The organism is Staphylococcus sp. Marseille-Q1834, from assembly GCF_916858875.1.
GTDB lineage: Bacteria > Bacillota > Bacilli > Staphylococcales > Staphylococcaceae > Staphylococcus > Staphylococcus pragensis.
This window is the reverse complement of sequence record NZ_CAKASN010000001.1, coordinates 404,621-422,432: the sequence shown is the minus strand read 5'-3', so window position 1 is coordinate 422,432 and position 17,812 is coordinate 404,621. Positions and strand designations below refer to the sequence as shown.

Below are 17,812 nucleotides of genomic sequence, written 5' to 3'. Positions count from 1 at the left end.
TTATTTTTTATCTAAAAATTATTAAAAATTAAGGACATTATTTTGTGTATTATTTAAATAAAGCGCTTTCTTGATATACTAGTAGTGTATCCATCTTAAAGGAGGGTAATAAAAATGTCAGACAAAACGTTATCAAAAACGGAAAATTTAAGCGCAAATCATCAGAAAGAAAATGAAAAGAAAAGCAAAGGATATAAGCCATTTTGGATTATAGCAAGTTTTGTTGTTTTATTTATTATTTTATTATTACCTACACCAGCAGGCTTACCTATTATGGCTAAGGGCGCCTTAGCGATTTTAGCTTTTGCAGTGATTATGTGGGTAACTGAAGCGGTTACTTATCCAGTATCTTCTACAATGATTTTAGGTTTAATTATTTTAATTCTCGGTTTTAGTCCAGTTCAAAATCTTACTGAAAAGCTTGGTAATCCGAAAGCTGGCGATAAAATATTATCTGGTAATGATTTATTAGGGACAGGGAATGCACTGAGTCACGCTTTTAGTGGGTTCTCAACCTCTGCAGTTGCACTTGTAGCAGCCGCTTTATTTTTAGCTGCAGCTATGCAAGAAACAAATTTACATAAACGCTTAGCTTTACTTGTGTTATCTATAGTAGGAAATAAAACACGTAATATAGTTATTGGTGCTATTTTAGTATCTATTATTTTAGCCTTCTTTGTACCTTCAGCTACTGCTAGAGCTGGCGCAGTAGTTCCGATTTTACTTGGAATGATTGCTGCATTTAAAGTATCGAAAGATAGTAAACTGGCTTCATTATTAATTATTACAGCTGTACAAGCTGTATCCATCTGGAATATAGGTATTAAAACGGCTGCTGCTCAGAATATTGTAGCGGTAAATTTTATTAATCAAAACTTAGGGCATGATGTTTCATGGGGAGAATGGTTTTTATATGCTGCACCATGGTCTATACTAATGTCTATCGCTTTATATTTTATAATGATGAAAGTTATGCCTCCAGAACGTGAATCAATTGAAGGTGGGAAGAAGTTAATTAAAGCAGAGCTTGATAAATTAGGTCCTGTTTCTCCTCAAGAATGGCGTTTAATTGTTATTTCAATTTTATTACTTATTTTTTGGTCAACAGAAAAAATATTACATCCCATAGACTCAGCTTCTATAACGATTATTGCTTTAGCTATCATGCTTACGCCGAAAGTAGGAGTAATGTCATGGAAAGGCGTTGAAAAGAAAATCCCATGGGGCACAATTATTGTATTTGGTGTCGGTATATCTTTAGGCAATGTATTGTTAAAAACGGGTGCAGCGCAATGGCTAAGCGATAAAACATTTGGCTTAATGGGTCTTGATCATCTACCAATTATCGCTACCATCGCATTAATTACATTATTTAACATTATCATACATCTTGGTTTCGCAAGTGCTACAAGTTTAGCATCAGCACTGATTCCGGTATTTATTTCATTAACATCGACCCTACATCTTGGTGATCAATCTATAGGATTTGTATTAATACAGCAGTTTGTTATTAGTTTCGGATTTTTACTACCAGTTAGCGCCCCTCAAAACATGCTTGCGTATGGTACAAATACCTTTACGGTTAAAGACTTCTTAAAGACAGGCATTCCTTTAACAATTGTTGGCTATATACTTGTCATCATATTGAGTTTAACGTATTGGCATTGGCTTGGTTTAGTATAGTTATTTTAAATATGAGATGACATAGTTGTACTTCACGTTTTTTATTCTCTTGAAAAAGGGTAAAGAAAATGAACGCGAAGTGAGGAGTGAAATGATGAATATAGGTGTCATATTGAATAGAGTTTTTCGAACACAAAATAATCCATTATTTGAATATATAAGCCAACAACAAAATGATATTGATCAATGTTATTTAATTATTCCTCAGGAAATATTTGAGGAAGAAGGCACTGAAATGAAACGTAACTATTATTACGGTGTGTTGGACAACTTTTTAAAAGAATTAAAAAAACACGATATTGAACCATTTTTAATTGAATATAGCGAGTTAGGGGACTTTTGCAAGGACAAGCATATTGAAGAGGTGGTCGTGGCAGGCGATATTATGAGCTATCATCAAGAAAGTTATGACATTCGCCACTTGAAAAAAGCATTTAATAACTATGATATTTCGGTAGTTACGTTAAGAGCGAATCATTACTTTAAACCAAGTACCACAATGAATAAACAAGGTACGCCATATAAAGTGTTCACAAGTTTTTACAAAGCACATCGTTCTAGCTTACGACAACACTCAGCTTATGATTATAATCTCAAAGATATTGCAAAATTATGTGCTAAATCTCAACAAACATTAGATAAAGATGATTCAAATGATGGTTTATCTGAAGAACAGGCCTTAGATCAGTGGCACGACTTTTTAGAAAATGATATTCAAAATTACGATTCAAATAGAGAGTATTTACCTGAAGTATTAACAAGTCAATTAAGTATCGTATTAGCTTACGGACTTATTGATATTAAACAGATTATCACTGAGTTACTGGAAAGTTACGAAGAAGATGAAAGTAATTTTGAAAAGTTTATCCGAGAATTAATGTTCCGTGAATTTTATTATGTTTTAATGACGCAATATCCTAATACGGCACATGAAGCTTTTAATGAAAAATATCGTCATATCAAATGGTCGTATGATAAAAAAGATTTCAAATGTTGGTATGAAGGGAAAACAGGCTTCCCAATAGTAGATGCAGCTATGGCTGAATTAAATGAAACTGGCTATATGCATAATCGTATGCGCATGGTAGTATCACAATTCTTAACTAAAGATTTATTTATCGATTGGACATGGGGAGAAGATTACTTCAGAAAGAAACTTATAGATTTCGATTCAGCTTCAAATGTTCACGGTTGGCAATGGTCGGCTTCTACGGGAACAGATGCTGTACCATACTTTAGAATGTTTAGTCCAATAAGACAAAGTGAGCGTTTCGATAAAGACGCACTATATATTAAAAAATTTGTTTCGGAACTTGAGGATATGCCAGCTAAATGGCTACATGAACCGTTAAAACATCAATCACAACTTGAGAAAGAGGGGCTTAAATTAGGTAAAGACTATCCAGAACCTATCGTCGATCATAAAAGCGCTCGAGAATATGTAATGTCTACTTTTAAAAATCTTTAAATTAAAGAGTCAAGGATATAATTCCTAATAAAATAACCAGTAAATGAATGTTATAAACTCATTTACTGGCTTCTTTATTTATTCAATTTTACAGTCAGTTTCTATCATACATATATTATTTTAAAACAAATAAACATAGATAAACGCCTACATATTCTAAGAAAGTGATTAAATACATATATTTTAATCTAAGTTTTACGTGAAACGGTACTTCCCATCTAGGGTAGTGACGTTCATAATAAAAAACTTGTACAAGAAATAAACCGATACCTAGTGGTAATAGCATAAGTAATAAACTATGTTCCATGCTGAAACCAATACGATTAAAGAAATGACCTATAGCAAGTTGCAAAGCTACTATTATAATAAGGAGTAAAAAAATATTCATCATTTCGCTACACGCACTCCTTTTACAAATAAAATAATAACAGCTTGAAGTAATACCATTAATAGTACGAAAATAATAGTATGAAGATTTAACTCATTAAGTACTTGATGAATAATTGTGAATGGTCTTGTAATGAGATGTACGGTATGGAATCTTAAAAAACGTCCCATATAAATGCCTAAACCATTCAAGAACATTAATACGATAATTAATGAACGATTAAGCCATTGATTTGAAGTGATATGAGATAAATTAATGAAAATTAATACCATACAATAAATTGCTAAAAAGACACCTAAAAGTAAGTATGTGAAATAAATCCATTCCATTAAATTTAAACGTACATAAAAATCAAAAGTGAATTGGTTAAGATGTATTAAATCTGTCAGCATATAAAAAGTGTTAGGCACTAATAATATAAAAATAAGTGCAAACACAATAAATAGTGGCCATTCAAATAGTTTTCTAGGTTTAAATAGTCTTAAAAGCAAACATAGCTCAAAAGGTATGTAAGCTAAGAAAAGATTTAAACTCATAAAATTAAAAACCTGCGATTCAAATAATGACACAGTAAAAAGAATAATAAAATATAGCCTTGCAATATAACGCGCTGTCATATCATACACTACTTTCTTTGATATTAATAAAACGCTAAATTTGTTTAGTCAATTTTTAATATTAAACTTTCATAAATAGGTAATCAACTAATTTACCTGTATATTGCATATTAATTGATATAGCACTGAAATACAAAACAATTAGCTATTTATCAATTTTTAATAAATAGCCGATATACGAAGAAATTATGGACGCAATAAATTTAAACCTGTTTCACTATCGTGTGTACGGTTAATATCCATATTTGTCATTGTAATTACAATTTCAGCTGTAGCTGACACTCTAGCTTTAGTTAAATGCCCACTTAATGTTTGGAAATCGCGAGTGCCAAATGTTCCATGTAAATGTGCAAAGGGTTGTTCATCAATATGCGAAATATTGCCTAATAAACTTGTTAATTCTAAAGCTTCATTTACTTCTCTTGCTTCGTATTCTTGCGTTTCTAAATTATAAAAATTCAATGTTACATTATCGCAAGCACCAATACCACTCACTGTACCAAATTTCATCTCTTGTTCTTCAGCAAATTGCGTTACTTGTTCTACTATATCTTCACCTTTATCTAATACTAAAAGAAATGTTTGACCATCTTTTTGATATTTCATTATTTTCACCTCAAATAAATAGTAGTTAACTACATTATACGTTGAGATAGGTTATAAGTTGAATTATTTAGAATTTACATTTTCCTATTGTAATATAGAAAGAGAATAGTATACAATGTTTCAATATTATGTAATTTTTAACTAAAAATATTAATAAAATTTTGTGAAGATACATTCTTTGAAAAGAGGTGACAGCATGAAAAAACAATTATTTACATTATATTTCAATATTTTCTTAATCTTCGTAGGTATAGGATTAGTGATCCCCGTTCTACCGGTGTACTTAAAAGATTTAGGATTAAAAGGGAGTGATCTAGGTGTATTAGTTGCAGCCTTTGCGCTCTCTCAAATGATTATTTCACCTTTTGGAGGCACCTTAGCAGATAAATTAGGTAAAAAGTTAATTATTTGTATCGGTCTTATTTTATTCGCTATTTCAGAATATTTATTTGCAGTCGGTCATCATTTTTCAACATTAATCATTTCCAGAATATTAGGAGGATTTAGCGCAGGTATGGTCATGCCAGGTGTAACCGGTATGATTGCTGACATTTCACCAGCTAAAGATAAAGCTAAAAACTTTGGTTACATGTCTGCCATTATTAATTCGGGATTCATTCTTGGACCTGGAGTAGGGGGCTTTCTTGCTGAATTCTCCCATCGCGCGCCATTTTATTTTGCAGGTACGCTTGGTATTCTAGCATTTATTTTGTCTTTAATATTAATTCATAGTCCACGTCATGAATCGAATGAAACTTTCCATAACTTTGAACCAGAAACACTCACTAAAATTAACTGGAAAGTCTTTATTACTCCAATTATTTTGACACTTGTCTTAGCTTTTGGTTTATCCGCTTTTGAAACGTTATTCTCATTATATACAGCTGAGAAAGCAGATTATACACCAAGAGATATCTCAATTGCTATCGTAGGTGGAGGCATTGCAGGTGCCGTCTTCCAAGTCTTCTTTTTCGATAAATTCATGAAATATATGACGGAATTAACATTTATTGTGTGGTCGTTATTATATTCAGCTATCGTTCTTGGTTTACTTATATTATCCAATAACTACTGGACAATTATGATTATTAGCTTCATTGTCTTTATTGGCTTTGATTTAATTCGCCCGGCACTGACAAATTATTACTCAAATATTGCAGGCAATCGTCAAGGATTTGCTGGAGGTTTGAACTCTACATTTACTAGCATGGGTAACTTTATAGGCCCGCTCGTAGCAGGTGCACTATTTGATGTTAATTTAGAATTTCCATTATATATGTCTATCATCGTTATGTTACTTGGTATTCTTATTATTTTTATTGAAAAGGCATTGCGAACGAAACAACGTGGTCGCAATACATCTAAATAAACCTATATTAGACCTCTCCAGTTAGCATGTAAATATTAACTGGGGAGGTTATTGTTTTTTACATTTAAGTTGTTAATATGTAACAATATTAAGTCGTTCGGTAATATAACTGTTACAAAGATTACAGTTATTTTAAATTGCAGTCTACATAATTATTTTTGCCCATTTGTATGTTAAGATAAGAAAAAATTTAGAGAGAAATGTGGGTAAGGAGATGAACTTTAAAAACATACTATTAGGTATGGTAGCTATTATTTTATCAATTTGCTTAGCTTTTTTACTGTTTATCGTAACAAATCAAGATGCCTTAGCTAAAGTACATCACACGATTTCTTCATTTTCAAAAATGGGAAAAGTATCAGAAGCCAAAGATATATTAAATATTAGTAGCAACCATACGGCAAAAGCATCAGAAAAGAATGCAGAAGAACAAAAAGCGGAAATTCGTTATAATCAACTACAAGAAAATAAAACTGAGCCAACACATATGTATTCAGCTGAAGAATGTAAAATTATTGCTGAGAACTATTCAAAGCAACATTATGGGAAAACAACGCAACTGAATCAAACAGATGAAACGAATCAAGATGTGACGTTTGCGCTTCAATCTAATGACAGTAAGCAACCAAACGACATCGCCATTAACAAGATGGGTAAAATTGAACCAATAACAGCAACTAATCACAAATAGCGCCTTTTCTTTAAGTAGAAAAGAGCGCTTTTTTTATATTTGGCCAAAATAGTAGTAGAATAAATAACAGTATTAACGAGGTGATAAAATGAAGCATAAGAAAACAAATGCAATGCGAATGTTAGATAGAGCAAAAATTGACTATGAAGTAAGAACTTACGAAGTGGGCGATGGTCATATGGATGGCAAAGCGATTGCCCATATAGTAGGAGCGAATGTTGATGATGTATATAAGACATTAGTGTTAGAAAATGCAAACCATGATCATTTTGTCTTTGTGATACCCGTAAATGAAACATTAGATTTAAAGGAAGCTGCGCATGTAGTGAATGAGAAGAAATTGACTTTAATGCCAATGGAGAATTTAAAACAAGTGACAGGTTACATTCGTGGTGGATGTTCACCCGTCGGTATGAAACATTTGTTTAAAACTACTATTGATCAGTCGGCATTGAATAGAGAGAAAATACATGTAAGTGGTGGTCAACGTGGCATTCAAATCGTGGTAAATGTTAATGATTTAATTGACATAACCCATGCTCAAACGGCCAATATCCTTCAAAAATAACGAACTATTTCAACAGATATTGCTACAGAACAAATTAAGAAAGCAATATCTGTCATTTTTATGGCTATTTTGAATGTTTTTGAGTGCTTTTGACAACTTTTGATTGAAAAATGTAAGCGTACACATTATAATTTGGGGTGAAGAGGGGTGAGCTAATGATTTCAGAAAAACGACATGACATTATACTACAAGAACTGAAAAAAACTGATTTTTTAACCCTTCAAGAATTGATTGAACGCACGGGTTGTAGTGCTTCAACAGTAAGAAGAGATTTATCAAAGTTGCAACAATTAGGCCGTCTCCAACGTGTTCATGGTGGAGCGATGCTTAATACCAAGAGAAATAGTGAGCCAGTACTTTCTGAAAAATTATCGTTGAACTTAAAAGAAAAACGAGAAATTGGAAAAGTAGCTGCGCAATTAATTCAAGATAATGATTGTATATTTATGGATGCTGGTTCTTCTACAATTGAAATGATTCCTTTTATAAAAGCGAAAAATATTGTTGTAGTAACGAATGGTCTCACACATGTAGAGAAACTTTTGAGTCAAGGCATTAAAACATTAATGATAGGTGGAGAAGTCAAAGCCACTACACTTGCAACAGTAGGAGCAAGTGCCTTACATACTTTAGGTCGTTATTGTTTCGATAAAGCATTTTTAGGAATGAATGGCATTGATTTAAAATATGGTTTTACTACGCCAGATGAAAAAGAAGCGTTGATTAAAGAAAAAGCAATTGAACAAGCAACGCAATCGTATATTTTACTGGATCAATCAAAATTAGATGAAATATATTTCGCGCATGTTCCAATAGACAATCATCAAGTGGAATTAATTGTTTCTAAACAAGTAAAAATGCACAAGCACTACGCTAAATATAGAGATAAATATCAATTTTTAGGAGGAGAGTCATGATTTATACAGTAACGTTTAATCCATCCATCGATTACATTATGTTTACGGATGGCTTTGAACTTAAAGGTTTAAATAGAGCCAAAGCAACATATAAATTTGCTGGGGGCAAAGGCATCAATGTCTCACGTGTGTTAAAAACACTAGGTGTTCAATCGACTGCTTTAGGCTTTGCTGGAGGCTTTCCAGGAGATTTCATTGCCAATACTTTACAACAAAGTGATATTAAAACAGATTTCATAAAAGTAGATGATGATACACGTATTAACGTTAAATTGAAATCTGGCGATGAAACAGAAATCAATGCGCCAGGTCCTAATGTGACAGCTGAACAATTTCAGTCATTGTTAACTCAAATTAAGCAAACCACTTCAGAAGATACAGTTATCGTAGCTGGTAGCGTTCCGAAAAGCATTCCGAGTGATGCTTACGCACAAATCGCTAGCATTACGCAACAAACAGGCGCTAAATTAGTAGTCGATGCTGAAAAAGATTTAGTTAACACAGTATTGAAATATCAACCATTATTTATTAAACCAAATAAAGATGAGTTGGAAGAAATGTTTAATATGACAGTCACTAGTGACGAAGATGTTGTGAAATATGGCAGAGAAATTTTAAAAGAGGGTGCTCAATCTGTCATTATTTCTCTAGGTGGCGATGGTGCTATTTATATTGATGATAAACGCAGTATTAAAGCACAAAACCCTAAAGGACAAGTTGTTAACACTGTAGGTTCTGGAGATAGTACAGTTGCTGGAATGGTAGCTGGTCTAGAATCTGGTTTATCACTTGAAGATGCTTTTCAACAAGCCGTAGCCTCTGGAACAGCTACAGCGTTCACAGAAGATTTAGCTAATATTGAAGATATAGAAAATATTAAATCACAAGTTACTATTACAGTACTTGATGGGGAGTGAAATAGATGAGAATTACAGAATTACTGACAAAATCAACGATTGCAATGGATTTATCAGCTACAGATAAAAATGGTGTCATTGACGAATTAGTTAATCAATTAGATAAAGCTGGTAAATTGAGTGATATTACTCAATTTAAAGAAGCTATCCACAATCGTGAATCACAAAGTACAACTGGTATTGGTGAAGGTATTGCCATTCCACACGCTAAAGTGGCTGCCGTAAAATCTCCGGCAATCGCTTTTGGTAAATCTAAAGCTGGTGTTGATTATCAAAGTTTAGATGGACAACCTGCACACTTATTCTTTATGATTGCTGCTCCAGAAGGTGGCGCATAAACACATTTAGATGCATTAGCTAAGTTATCTGGTATTTTAATGGATGACAAAGTAAGAGAAAACTTATTACATGCTAATTCTCCTGAAGAAGTACTTCAAATTATTGACAACGCAGATGATGAAGCAACTAAAGAAGAAGAAAAAGAGGCGCAAGAACAAGAAGCTGCTACAGCTGGCGCGGCAACTGCTGGCACTGCAACTCAAAATTCAAATGAACCATATGTGCTTGCAGTTACTGCTTGCCCTACAGGTATCGCTCATACTTATATGGCGCGTGATGCTTTGAAAAAACAAGCTGATAAAATGGGCGTTAAATTTAAAGTCGAAACAAATGGATCTGGCGGTATTAAAAACCATTTAACACAACAAGATATTGAAAGAGCGACAGGTGTTATTGTTGCAGCTGACGTACATGTTGAAACAGATCGTTTCGATGGTAAAAATGTGGTTGAAGTACCAGTTGCTGATGGTATTAAACGACCAGAAGAGTTAATTAATACTGCACTTGATACAAGTCGTAAACCATTCGTAGCTCGTGGCGGTAGTTCTAAAGCTCAAAGCAGTGAAAGTAATGAAAAACAAAGTTTTGGTAAAGCATTCTACAAACACTTAATGAATGGTGTTTCAAATATGTTACCACTTGTTATCGCTGGTGGTATCTTAATGGCGATTGTATTCTTATTCGGTCCTAACTCATTTGATCCTAAGAGTGCGGAACATAATGCATTTGCTGAACAATTATGGAACATTGGTAATAAGAGTGCTTTCGCTTTAATCATTCCAATTTTAGCTGGTTTCATTGCGCGTAGTATTGCAGACAAACCAGGTTTCGCAGCTGGTTTAGTCGGTGGTATGTTAGCTATTTCAGGTGGTTCTGGATTTATTGGTGGTATTATTGCAGGTTTCTTAGCAGGTTACTTAACTCAAGGTATTAAATATATTACTCGTGGTTTACCACAAGCTGTAGAAGGTTTAAAACCAACATTAATTTATCCATTATTAAGTGTAACAATCACTGGTTTATTAATGATTTATGTATTTAATCCACCAGCAGCATGGTTAAATAACTTATTATTAAATGGTTTAAACAGTTTATCAGGTTCAAATATTATCTTACTTGGTTTAGTTATCGGTGCTATGATGGCTATCGATATGGGTGGTCCATTCAACAAAGCGGCATACGTATTCGCTACAGCTGCTTTAACTGAAGGTAACGCAGCACCAATTACAGCAGCTATGGTAGGTGGTATGATTCCACCATTAGCAATTGCAACAGCAATGCTCATTTTCAAACGTAAATTTACTAAAGAACAACGCGGTTCAATCGTACCAAACTATGTAATGGGACTTTCATTCATCACAGAAGGTGCAATTCCATTCGCAGCAGCTGACCCATTACGTGTGATTCCATCAATGATGGTAGGTTCAGGTGTTGGTGGTGCGATCGCATTAGCACTTGGCTCAAGAATTAATGCGCCACACGGTGGTATCATCGTTATCGCAGCTACAGACTTTAGCCATATTTTACAAACATTAATCGCTTTAGTCGTAGGTACTTTAGTTTCAGCATTTATGTACGGTATCTTAAAACCTAAATTAACACGTGACGAAATTAAAGCATCTGAATCTATGGATGAATAATATAATAGATTAATCAATCTCTTGCTCTTGAGAAATAGGGCAAGAGATTTTTATTTAAAATTAATGTTAAAACATGCAAAAATGGGTAGACATATGAGAGTATAGAATAGAAAGATGCTAAATGAGTAAGAGTCTGTAGACGTCCTTGACTATTATGCAATCATAGTTTTAAATGATAAGTTGTAACTTTTCATTTAAAAGCGTTACATTCAACTATTTATAATTAATATATGATAAAATAAAAGTAATACATTTTTTCGGGGGTGTCGCAATGGGAAGGTCTTAACATGTGAACATATTGTTATAAAGAAAAACGCAATAAATCCGTGTTACCCATATGGGACACATAATATTTGGAGGTGAATCCCTAGAAATAGGGAATTAATTGGATACAGTGACCATAATAAACTTAGTAATATTCTTTTTATTAATTGCTTTAACTACAGTATTCGTAGGTTCAGAATTCGCGTTAGTAAAAGTTCGTTCTACAAGAATTGAACAATTGGCTGATGAAGGAAACGGTAGTGCTAAGATTGTTAAGAAAATGATTGCAAACTTAGATTATTACTTATCAGCTTGTCAGTTAGGTATTACGGTAACTTCTTTAGGATTAGGTTGGTTAGGTGAACCAACATTTGAAAAGTTGTTACATCCTATCTTTGATTTACTTCATTTACCTGATGCCTTAACAACAACAATTTCATTCATTATTTCATTCATTGCTGTAACATATTTACATGTAGTTCTAGGTGAATTAGCACCTAAATCTATAGCAATTCAACATACAGAGAAATTAGCATTAACATATGCTAGACCACTATACTATTTCGGAAATATCATGAAACCATTAATCTGGTTAATGAATGGTTCTGCGCGTGTCATTATTAGAATGATTGGTGTAGATCCAGATGCTCAAACTGATGCGATGTCAGAAGAAGAGATTAAGATTATTATCAACAATAGTTATAATGGTGGAGAAATTAACCAAACTGAGCTTAACTATATGCAAAATATCTTTTCATTCGATGAAAGACATGCGAAAGATATCATGGTGCCACGTACTCAAATGGTTACATTAAACGAACCTTTCAATGTGGATGAATTACTCGAAACAATCAAAGAACATCAATTTACACGTTATCCAATCACTGAAGATGGTGACAAAGACCACATTAAAGGATTTATTAACGTCAAGGAATTCTTAACTGAATACGCATCAGGTAAGCCAATTAAAATTGCTAATTATATTCATGACTTACCAATGATATCTGAAACAACGCGTATCAGTGATGCTTTAGTGAGAATGCAACGTGAGCATGTTCATATTAGTTTAATTATTGATGAATATGGTGGTACTGCTGGTATTTTAACGATGGAAGATATTCTAGAAGAAATTGTTGGTGAAATCAGAGATGAGTTTGACGATGATGAAGTGAACGATATCGTTAAACTTGAAGATGATACGTATCAAATTAATGGACGTGTTCTTTTAGATGATTTAAACGAACAATTTGGTATTGAATTCGAAGATTCAGAAGATATCGATACGATTGGTGGTTGGCTACAAGCTCATAACACTAATTTACAAGTAAATGATCATATTGATACTAACTACGATCGTTGGATTATCTCTGAAATGGATAATCATCAATTAGTTTGGGTTATTTTAAAATATCAATTTCTTGAAACTAGACCAACGATTGATGATGAAGACGATGAAGATAACCAAGACCATAAACATAAGCATAAACAAGATGCTGATGAATAAAATAACTGACACTTGGGTACTGAAACCTAAGTGTCTTTATTTTTATACATATTCAACGTAAAGTTATAATAATTTTAATAATGATATAAAGGAGAGTAAATCATGGTTAACGATACTCAAATATTAGATAATGGCTATCCTATGCCCAAAGTAGGCTTAGGTGTTTATAAAGTTACAGAAGAAGAAATGGAAACAGCAATTCAAGCTGCGATAGAAGATGGTTACCGTGCATTTGATACAGCTTATTTCTATGGAAATGAACAAGCGTTAGGGAAAGCACTTAAGAATAGTGGCGTGCCACGTGAGGATTTATTTATTACATCTAAATTATGGAATGATTATCAAGGTTATGAAAGTACATTAGACTATTTTAATAAGTCATTAGAGAACTTAGGTGTTGATTATTTAGACTTGTATTTAATTCATTGGCCATGTGAAGAAGATGATTTATATATTGAATCTTACAAAGCCTTAGAAAAGTTATATGAAGAAGGCAAGGTAAAAGCAATTGGCGTTTGTAATTTTAAAGAACATCACTTGAAAAAATTAATGGCTGCGACTAGTATTGTGCCTCATATTAATCAAATCGAAGTACATCCTTATTTTAATCAACAAGACCTTCAAGATTACTGTGATAAACATGACATTGTAGTTACAGCTTGGATGCCATTAATGCGTAATCGAGGTTTGTTTGATAATCCAGTTATTACTAAGTTAGCAGAACAATATGATAAAACGCCTGCACAAATTATATTGAGATGGCATTTAGCGCATAATCGTATCGTGATTCCAAAATCTAAGACACCTTCACGCATTCGTGAAAATCATGATATCTTTGATTTTAATTTAGAATTGACTGAAATTGCAGAAATAGATAGTTTAAATAAAAATGCACGCCAAGGTAAAGACCCTGATGATGTCAATATTGGGGATTTGAAATAATATTTTCCATTCAAACCTATTAGTTAGAAATACATTTTTGTTGATTTAATACAATTTTTATTTTTTCTTTGTTAATTACATAGTTTTAGGTAGAATATTTATTAATTTTATTGATAAAATAATATTAAGAATGTAGAAAAGGATGTAATTGGATGAAAATCAGAGTCATTGTGCCTTGCTTTAATGAAGGTGAAGTTGTAGCGAAGACCTACGACAAATTGACTGAAATTTTGATGGAAGATAGTGTGGTCAAAGATTATAGCTATGACCTATTATTTATTGATGATGGAAGTAAAGATGATACCATTGATCACATCCAAAACTTAGCAGCTGTAGATAATCATGTTAAGTATATTTCTTTCAGTCGAAATTTTGGGAAAGAATCAGCAATGATTGCTGGTTTTCAGCATAGTGTAGATTTTGATGCTGTAGTAATGATAGATGGAGATTTACAACATCCTCCAGAATTTATCCCTAAAATGATTGATGGCTATTTAGAAGGATATGACCAAGTGATAGCACAACGTGACCGTACGGGTGAGAATTTTGCGAGAAAATCAATGACAAAACTATACTATAAATTGATTAATAGCTTTGTAGAGGATATTAAATTTATTGATGGTGTCGGTGACTTTAGATTATTAAGTCAACGAGCTGTAAAATCAATGGCTTCTTTAAAAGAGTATAATCGCTTTTCAAAGGGACTATTTGAATGGATAGGCTATAATACTAAAATCTTTACTTATAAAAACGTCGAACGTGAAGTAGGCCAATCGAAATGGACATTTACCAAATTATTAAATTACGGTATCGATGGCTTAATTTCTTTCAATAACAAACCTTTAAGAGCAATGATTTATCTTGGGATGTTTGTATTTGGTTTAAGTATTGTATATATTCTTTATTTATTAATAGGTATTATGGTGAATGGAATTAATAATCCAGGATACTTTACAACAATTGCTGCAGTGTTATTGCTAGGCGGTATTCAATTGATTTCAATAGGCGTCGTAGGCGAATACATTGGCCGTATTTACTATGAAGTGAAGGAACGACCTAAATATATCGTTCAAGCTTCTAATTTGAAACAAACGCTTGAAAATGATGGCGTCTCACAACAGCAAGAGCACGAAAAAGAAAATGTTTATTAATATTTAATATAAAAATGCTTGAAGAACATATTGAGTTGTCTTCAAGCATTTTTACATTTGTTTAGATATATTGTGTTGAGGTTGTATTGATTTCAACTGCCATAGAATATATATAGCAAATAACACGTAAATAATTACAAATACGTACCAAAAAGGTGTTAAAAGTGTAAGTAATACAATTGAAATAATAATAATAACGTGACCTATCATAAATGGATATTTAATTTTTCTCAGTAATTTAGTACGTTGAAGCTCACTTGCATTAAAAGTAGCAGAGAAAATGATTACAGCCCCTATAATAAAAATTGTTGGTGCAAGATAGGGAACTGACATGTATAGAGAATGATCACTTGTTCCAAATGTTATAAATAAGGAACAACTAATAATAATTGCAAATATAAGTGCAATAGTTTTATATTCTTTAATGATAAAAGTAAAGCCTTTCATTTTTAAATAGTATTGGAGTCCTATCCAACATAAGAAAAACACAATTGAACATAATGTTATAAAATTAAACTTTTCAATGACAATAATATTAATAAAAGCGTTAATAGTAATAGCAATTAAAACGGAGCTAAACTTAAGTTGTTTAAAACGATGTCGATATAAGTCGAAACCGAAAATGCCAAGCACAATGGCAATATTAATTAATACATAAATAATCATGTTGTACTCCTATCACACATAGTTCATTAGAATATTATAGCAATTTAAACAAACTTAATCATTTCAAAACACTCAATAAATAATTACTTACTATAATACTATATTAAACGCCTTTTTTATTACTCCATAGTAACGTGTGTAGTTGTGGTAAAACATATACATGGTTCATATCATTGCTTTGCATGACCGTATCAACTAATGATTCATAACGTTCTAACAATTTTTCAGTATGATTTGCGACATTATCATCTAAGTATGGGTTACCTACTTGTAAATAGAATGGAATCGTAGGGTAGCGGTGATGAATCATTTTCGCAAAGTCGTAATCTTTATCATCGAAAATGACAACTTTTAAATTTAACGATTCATGGACACATTGTTCAATCACGCTATCTAGAATATCTAGATTAGGCGTCATATTAGAACTAGGTGGCTTTGGACTGATCGTTAAATCATCAATTTGAGTCATCCATGGCTGGAACTTACTGCCTTGTGTTTCTAAAGCAGTATAAATATTTTTCTCTTCAAATAAATCAACTAAATCTTGAATACCTTTAATGAGTGCTGGGTTACCACCTGAAATAGTGACATGATCAAAGTGGTCGCCCCCAACTTCACGTAATTGATGATAAATTTCTTCAGCAGTCATCAATTGGATATCTTCTTTAGCGCTGCCATCCCATGTGAAAGCTGAATCACACCAACTACAACGATAATCACATCCTGCCGTGCGCACGAACATTGTTTTGCGTCCAATTACACGCCCCTCACCTTGAATAGTAGGACCAAAAATTTCTAATACTGGAATTTTAGCTGCCATTATTTAAACTCCTTAGGACGATAGACAACGTAACTAGATGGCGTTTCGTGTAAATATACTTGAACGCAATGTGGTTGATTATCGTAAGTTTGTAAATGTGTCTCAATAATTTCATAAATCGTTTGTGCTACGATTTCAGTTGAAGGACTTTTACCTTTAAATTGAGGTAAATCATTTAATAAATAATGATCGAATTGGTCATGAATCAGTTTTTTTAAATCACTAAAATTAATTAAAAAACCGTTATGATCTAGTGTATCGCCAGCAATTGTTAAATTAACGAAGTATGTATGGCCATGGGTTCTCATACATTTGCCAGCATCTTCGCTTGGAATGTAATGCGCAGCTGAAAAATTAAAGTCTTTGTTTAATTCAAAACTGTAAGGATGATTTACTGTTGGATAAATTTGTTGAAACATGTTAATTCACTCCTTTAGTTTCTAAATATTGTTCAAGACCACGTTGACGTAGTTTGCAAGCTGGGCATTCCCCACAACCATCGCCAACAATGCCGTTATAACAAGTTATTGTGTTATAACGAATATAATCTAGCACGCCTAATTCATCGCTAAGTTCCCACGTTTGTGCTTTATCTAACCACATTAACGGTGTATGAATGACGAAATTTTTATCCATTGAAAGACTTAACGTTACATTCATAGATTTAATGAAGCTATCACGACAGTCAGGGTAACCAGAGAAATCCGTTTCACATACGCCCGTGATAATATGTTTAGCATTTAGTTGATAGGCAAGCGCGCCAGCAAATGATAGGAATAACAAATTACGCGCAGGCACGAAAGTATTTGGAATGCCATCTTCGCCAGTTTCAATGTCCATATCATGCTGTGTTAAAGCGTTGGGAGTTAATTGAGACAATAATGACATATCAAGAATGTGATGTTTTAAGCCTTGTTCCTGTGCGATTTGTTTTGCGACTTCTATCTCCGTATCGTGACGTTGCCCGTAATTAAATGTCACTAATTCTACATCTTTAAAATGCTTTTTAGCGTAAAATAAACAAGTTGTGCTATCTTGGCCTCCGCTAAATACTACAATTGCTTTATCTTTATTTAAGGTTTGTTGCGTCATAATTATTCTCCTTTTGAAAAGATGATTAATATTGGATTGCCGATAAATAACCTAGCCATCTTTTTAAGGCAAAGAAAAAAGCCTATCTCTATAAAAAAGATAGACTTTTGAAATATTAAAAATAAGTTAGTGTATCTACTTATTATGTTTAAAAGGAAATATTTCTTTAA

General features: G+C 32.7%; 17 protein-coding genes and 1 pseudogene. 11 read left to right on the top strand and 7 right to left on the bottom strand.

Annotation, left to right across the window (positions count from 1 at the left end):
- Positions 1-114 precede the first annotated feature (114 nt).
- Entirely contained in the window at positions 115-1,683 is a 1,569-nt protein-coding gene (locus LIX58_RS02175) for an SLC13 family permease (RefSeq protein WP_126565054.1), read from the top strand.
- Positions 1,684-1,777: 94 nt separating this feature from the next.
- Positions 1,778-3,151 (top strand): cryptochrome/photolyase family protein, encoded by a 1,374-nt coding sequence (locus LIX58_RS02170; protein WP_126565055.1) that lies wholly within the window; start codon positions 1,778-1,780, stop codon positions 3,149-3,151.
- A gap of 115 nt (positions 3,152-3,266) precedes the next feature.
- Here the strand turns inward: LIX58_RS02170 and LIX58_RS02165 are convergent, their stop codons facing one another.
- The 3 genes from LIX58_RS02165 to LIX58_RS02155 all read right to left on the bottom strand — a co-directional run bounded on the left by LIX58_RS02165 (position 3,267) and on the right by LIX58_RS02155 (position 4,762).
- Positions 3,267-3,542 carry a hypothetical protein gene (locus tag LIX58_RS02165; protein ID WP_126565056.1) on the bottom strand — a complete coding sequence of 92 codons (276 nt, stop codon included), beginning with the start codon at positions 3,540-3,542 and terminating at the stop codon, positions 3,267-3,269.
- Positions 3,539-4,156 (bottom strand): DUF1361 domain-containing protein, encoded by a 618-nt coding sequence (locus LIX58_RS02160; RefSeq protein ID WP_226386032.1) that lies wholly within the window; start codon positions 4,154-4,156, stop codon positions 3,539-3,541. Before LIX58_RS02160 ends, LIX58_RS02165 begins: the two co-directional genes overlap by 4 nt.
- Positions 4,157-4,342: 186 nt before the next feature.
- Positions 4,343-4,762, bottom strand: a complete 420-nt coding sequence (locus tag LIX58_RS02155) for a PPC domain-containing DNA-binding protein (RefSeq protein WP_154836482.1) — start codon at positions 4,760-4,762, stop codon at positions 4,343-4,345.
- 196 nt (positions 4,763-4,958) lie between these two features.
- Here LIX58_RS02155 and norA point away from each other — a divergent pair, with 196 nt between their 5' ends.
- The 9 genes and pseudogenes from norA (at position 4,959) to LIX58_RS02110 (ending at position 15,064) form a co-directional block, all read left to right on the top strand.
- On the top strand, positions 4,959-6,131 hold the full coding sequence (norA, locus tag LIX58_RS02150; RefSeq protein WP_126565059.1) for a multidrug efflux MFS transporter NorA: 1,173 nt from the start codon (positions 4,959-4,961) through the stop codon (positions 6,129-6,131).
- A gap of 214 nt (positions 6,132-6,345) precedes the next feature.
- On the top strand, positions 6,346-6,822 hold the full coding sequence (locus LIX58_RS02145) for a hypothetical protein (RefSeq protein WP_154836483.1): 477 nt from the start codon (positions 6,346-6,348) through the stop codon (positions 6,820-6,822).
- An 88-nt stretch (positions 6,823-6,910) separates the two neighbouring features.
- Positions 6,911-7,390: a Cys-tRNA(Pro) deacylase gene (gene ybaK / locus LIX58_RS02140; RefSeq protein WP_126565061.1), complete on the top strand. Its 480-nt coding sequence runs from the start codon at positions 6,911-6,913 to the stop codon at positions 7,388-7,390.
- Between the two features lie 155 nt (positions 7,391-7,545).
- Positions 7,546-8,307, top strand: a complete 762-nt coding sequence (locus LIX58_RS02135) for a DeoR/GlpR family DNA-binding transcription regulator (protein WP_126565062.1) — start codon at positions 7,546-7,548, stop codon at positions 8,305-8,307.
- A complete protein-coding gene (pfkB, locus tag LIX58_RS02130) occupies positions 8,304-9,224 on the top strand; it encodes a 1-phosphofructokinase (RefSeq protein ID WP_226386031.1) in 921 nt (306 codons plus the stop codon). Before LIX58_RS02135 ends, pfkB begins: the two co-directional genes overlap by 4 nt.
- A 5-nt stretch (positions 9,225-9,229) precedes the next feature.
- Positions 9,230-11,203, top strand: a pseudogene (locus tag LIX58_RS02125) (fructose-specific PTS transporter subunit EIIC).
- A gap of 385 nt (positions 11,204-11,588) precedes the next feature.
- Positions 11,589-12,971, top strand: coding sequence for a hemolysin family protein (locus LIX58_RS02120; protein ID WP_126565064.1), 1,383 nt, complete (start codon positions 11,589-11,591; stop codon positions 12,969-12,971).
- 102 nt (positions 12,972-13,073) lie between these two features.
- Positions 13,074-13,913, top strand: a complete 840-nt coding sequence (locus LIX58_RS02115) for an aldo/keto reductase (RefSeq protein WP_226386030.1) — start codon at positions 13,074-13,076, stop codon at positions 13,911-13,913.
- A 152-nt stretch (positions 13,914-14,065) separates the two neighbouring features.
- Positions 14,066-15,064 (top strand): glycosyltransferase family 2 protein, encoded by a 999-nt coding sequence (locus LIX58_RS02110; RefSeq protein ID WP_126565066.1) that lies wholly within the window; start codon positions 14,066-14,068, stop codon positions 15,062-15,064.
- A 51-nt stretch (positions 15,065-15,115) separates the two neighbouring features.
- Here LIX58_RS02110 and LIX58_RS02105 read toward each other — a convergent pair whose 3' ends face one another.
- The 4 genes from LIX58_RS02105 to queC all read right to left on the bottom strand — a co-directional run bounded on the left by LIX58_RS02105 (position 15,116) and on the right by queC (position 17,642).
- Positions 15,116-15,730, bottom strand: a complete 615-nt coding sequence (locus LIX58_RS02105) for a hypothetical protein (RefSeq protein WP_126565067.1) — start codon at positions 15,728-15,730, stop codon at positions 15,116-15,118.
- Between the two features lie 103 nt (positions 15,731-15,833).
- Entirely contained in the window at positions 15,834-16,550 is a 717-nt protein-coding gene (gene queE, locus LIX58_RS02100; protein WP_126565068.1) for a 7-carboxy-7-deazaguanine synthase QueE, read from the bottom strand.
- The gene (queD, locus tag LIX58_RS02095; RefSeq protein WP_226386029.1) at positions 16,550-16,969 is read right to left on the bottom strand and encodes a 6-carboxytetrahydropterin synthase QueD; all 420 of its coding nucleotides are present in this window, start codon (positions 16,967-16,969) and stop codon (positions 16,550-16,552) included. The genes queE and queD overlap by 1 nt, the downstream gene beginning before the upstream one ends.
- A 1-nt stretch (position 16,970) precedes the next feature.
- The gene (gene queC / locus LIX58_RS02090; protein ID WP_154836485.1) at positions 16,971-17,642 is read right to left on the bottom strand and encodes a 7-cyano-7-deazaguanine synthase QueC; all 672 of its coding nucleotides are present in this window, start codon (positions 17,640-17,642) and stop codon (positions 16,971-16,973) included.
- Positions 17,643-17,812: the final 170 nt, after the last annotated feature.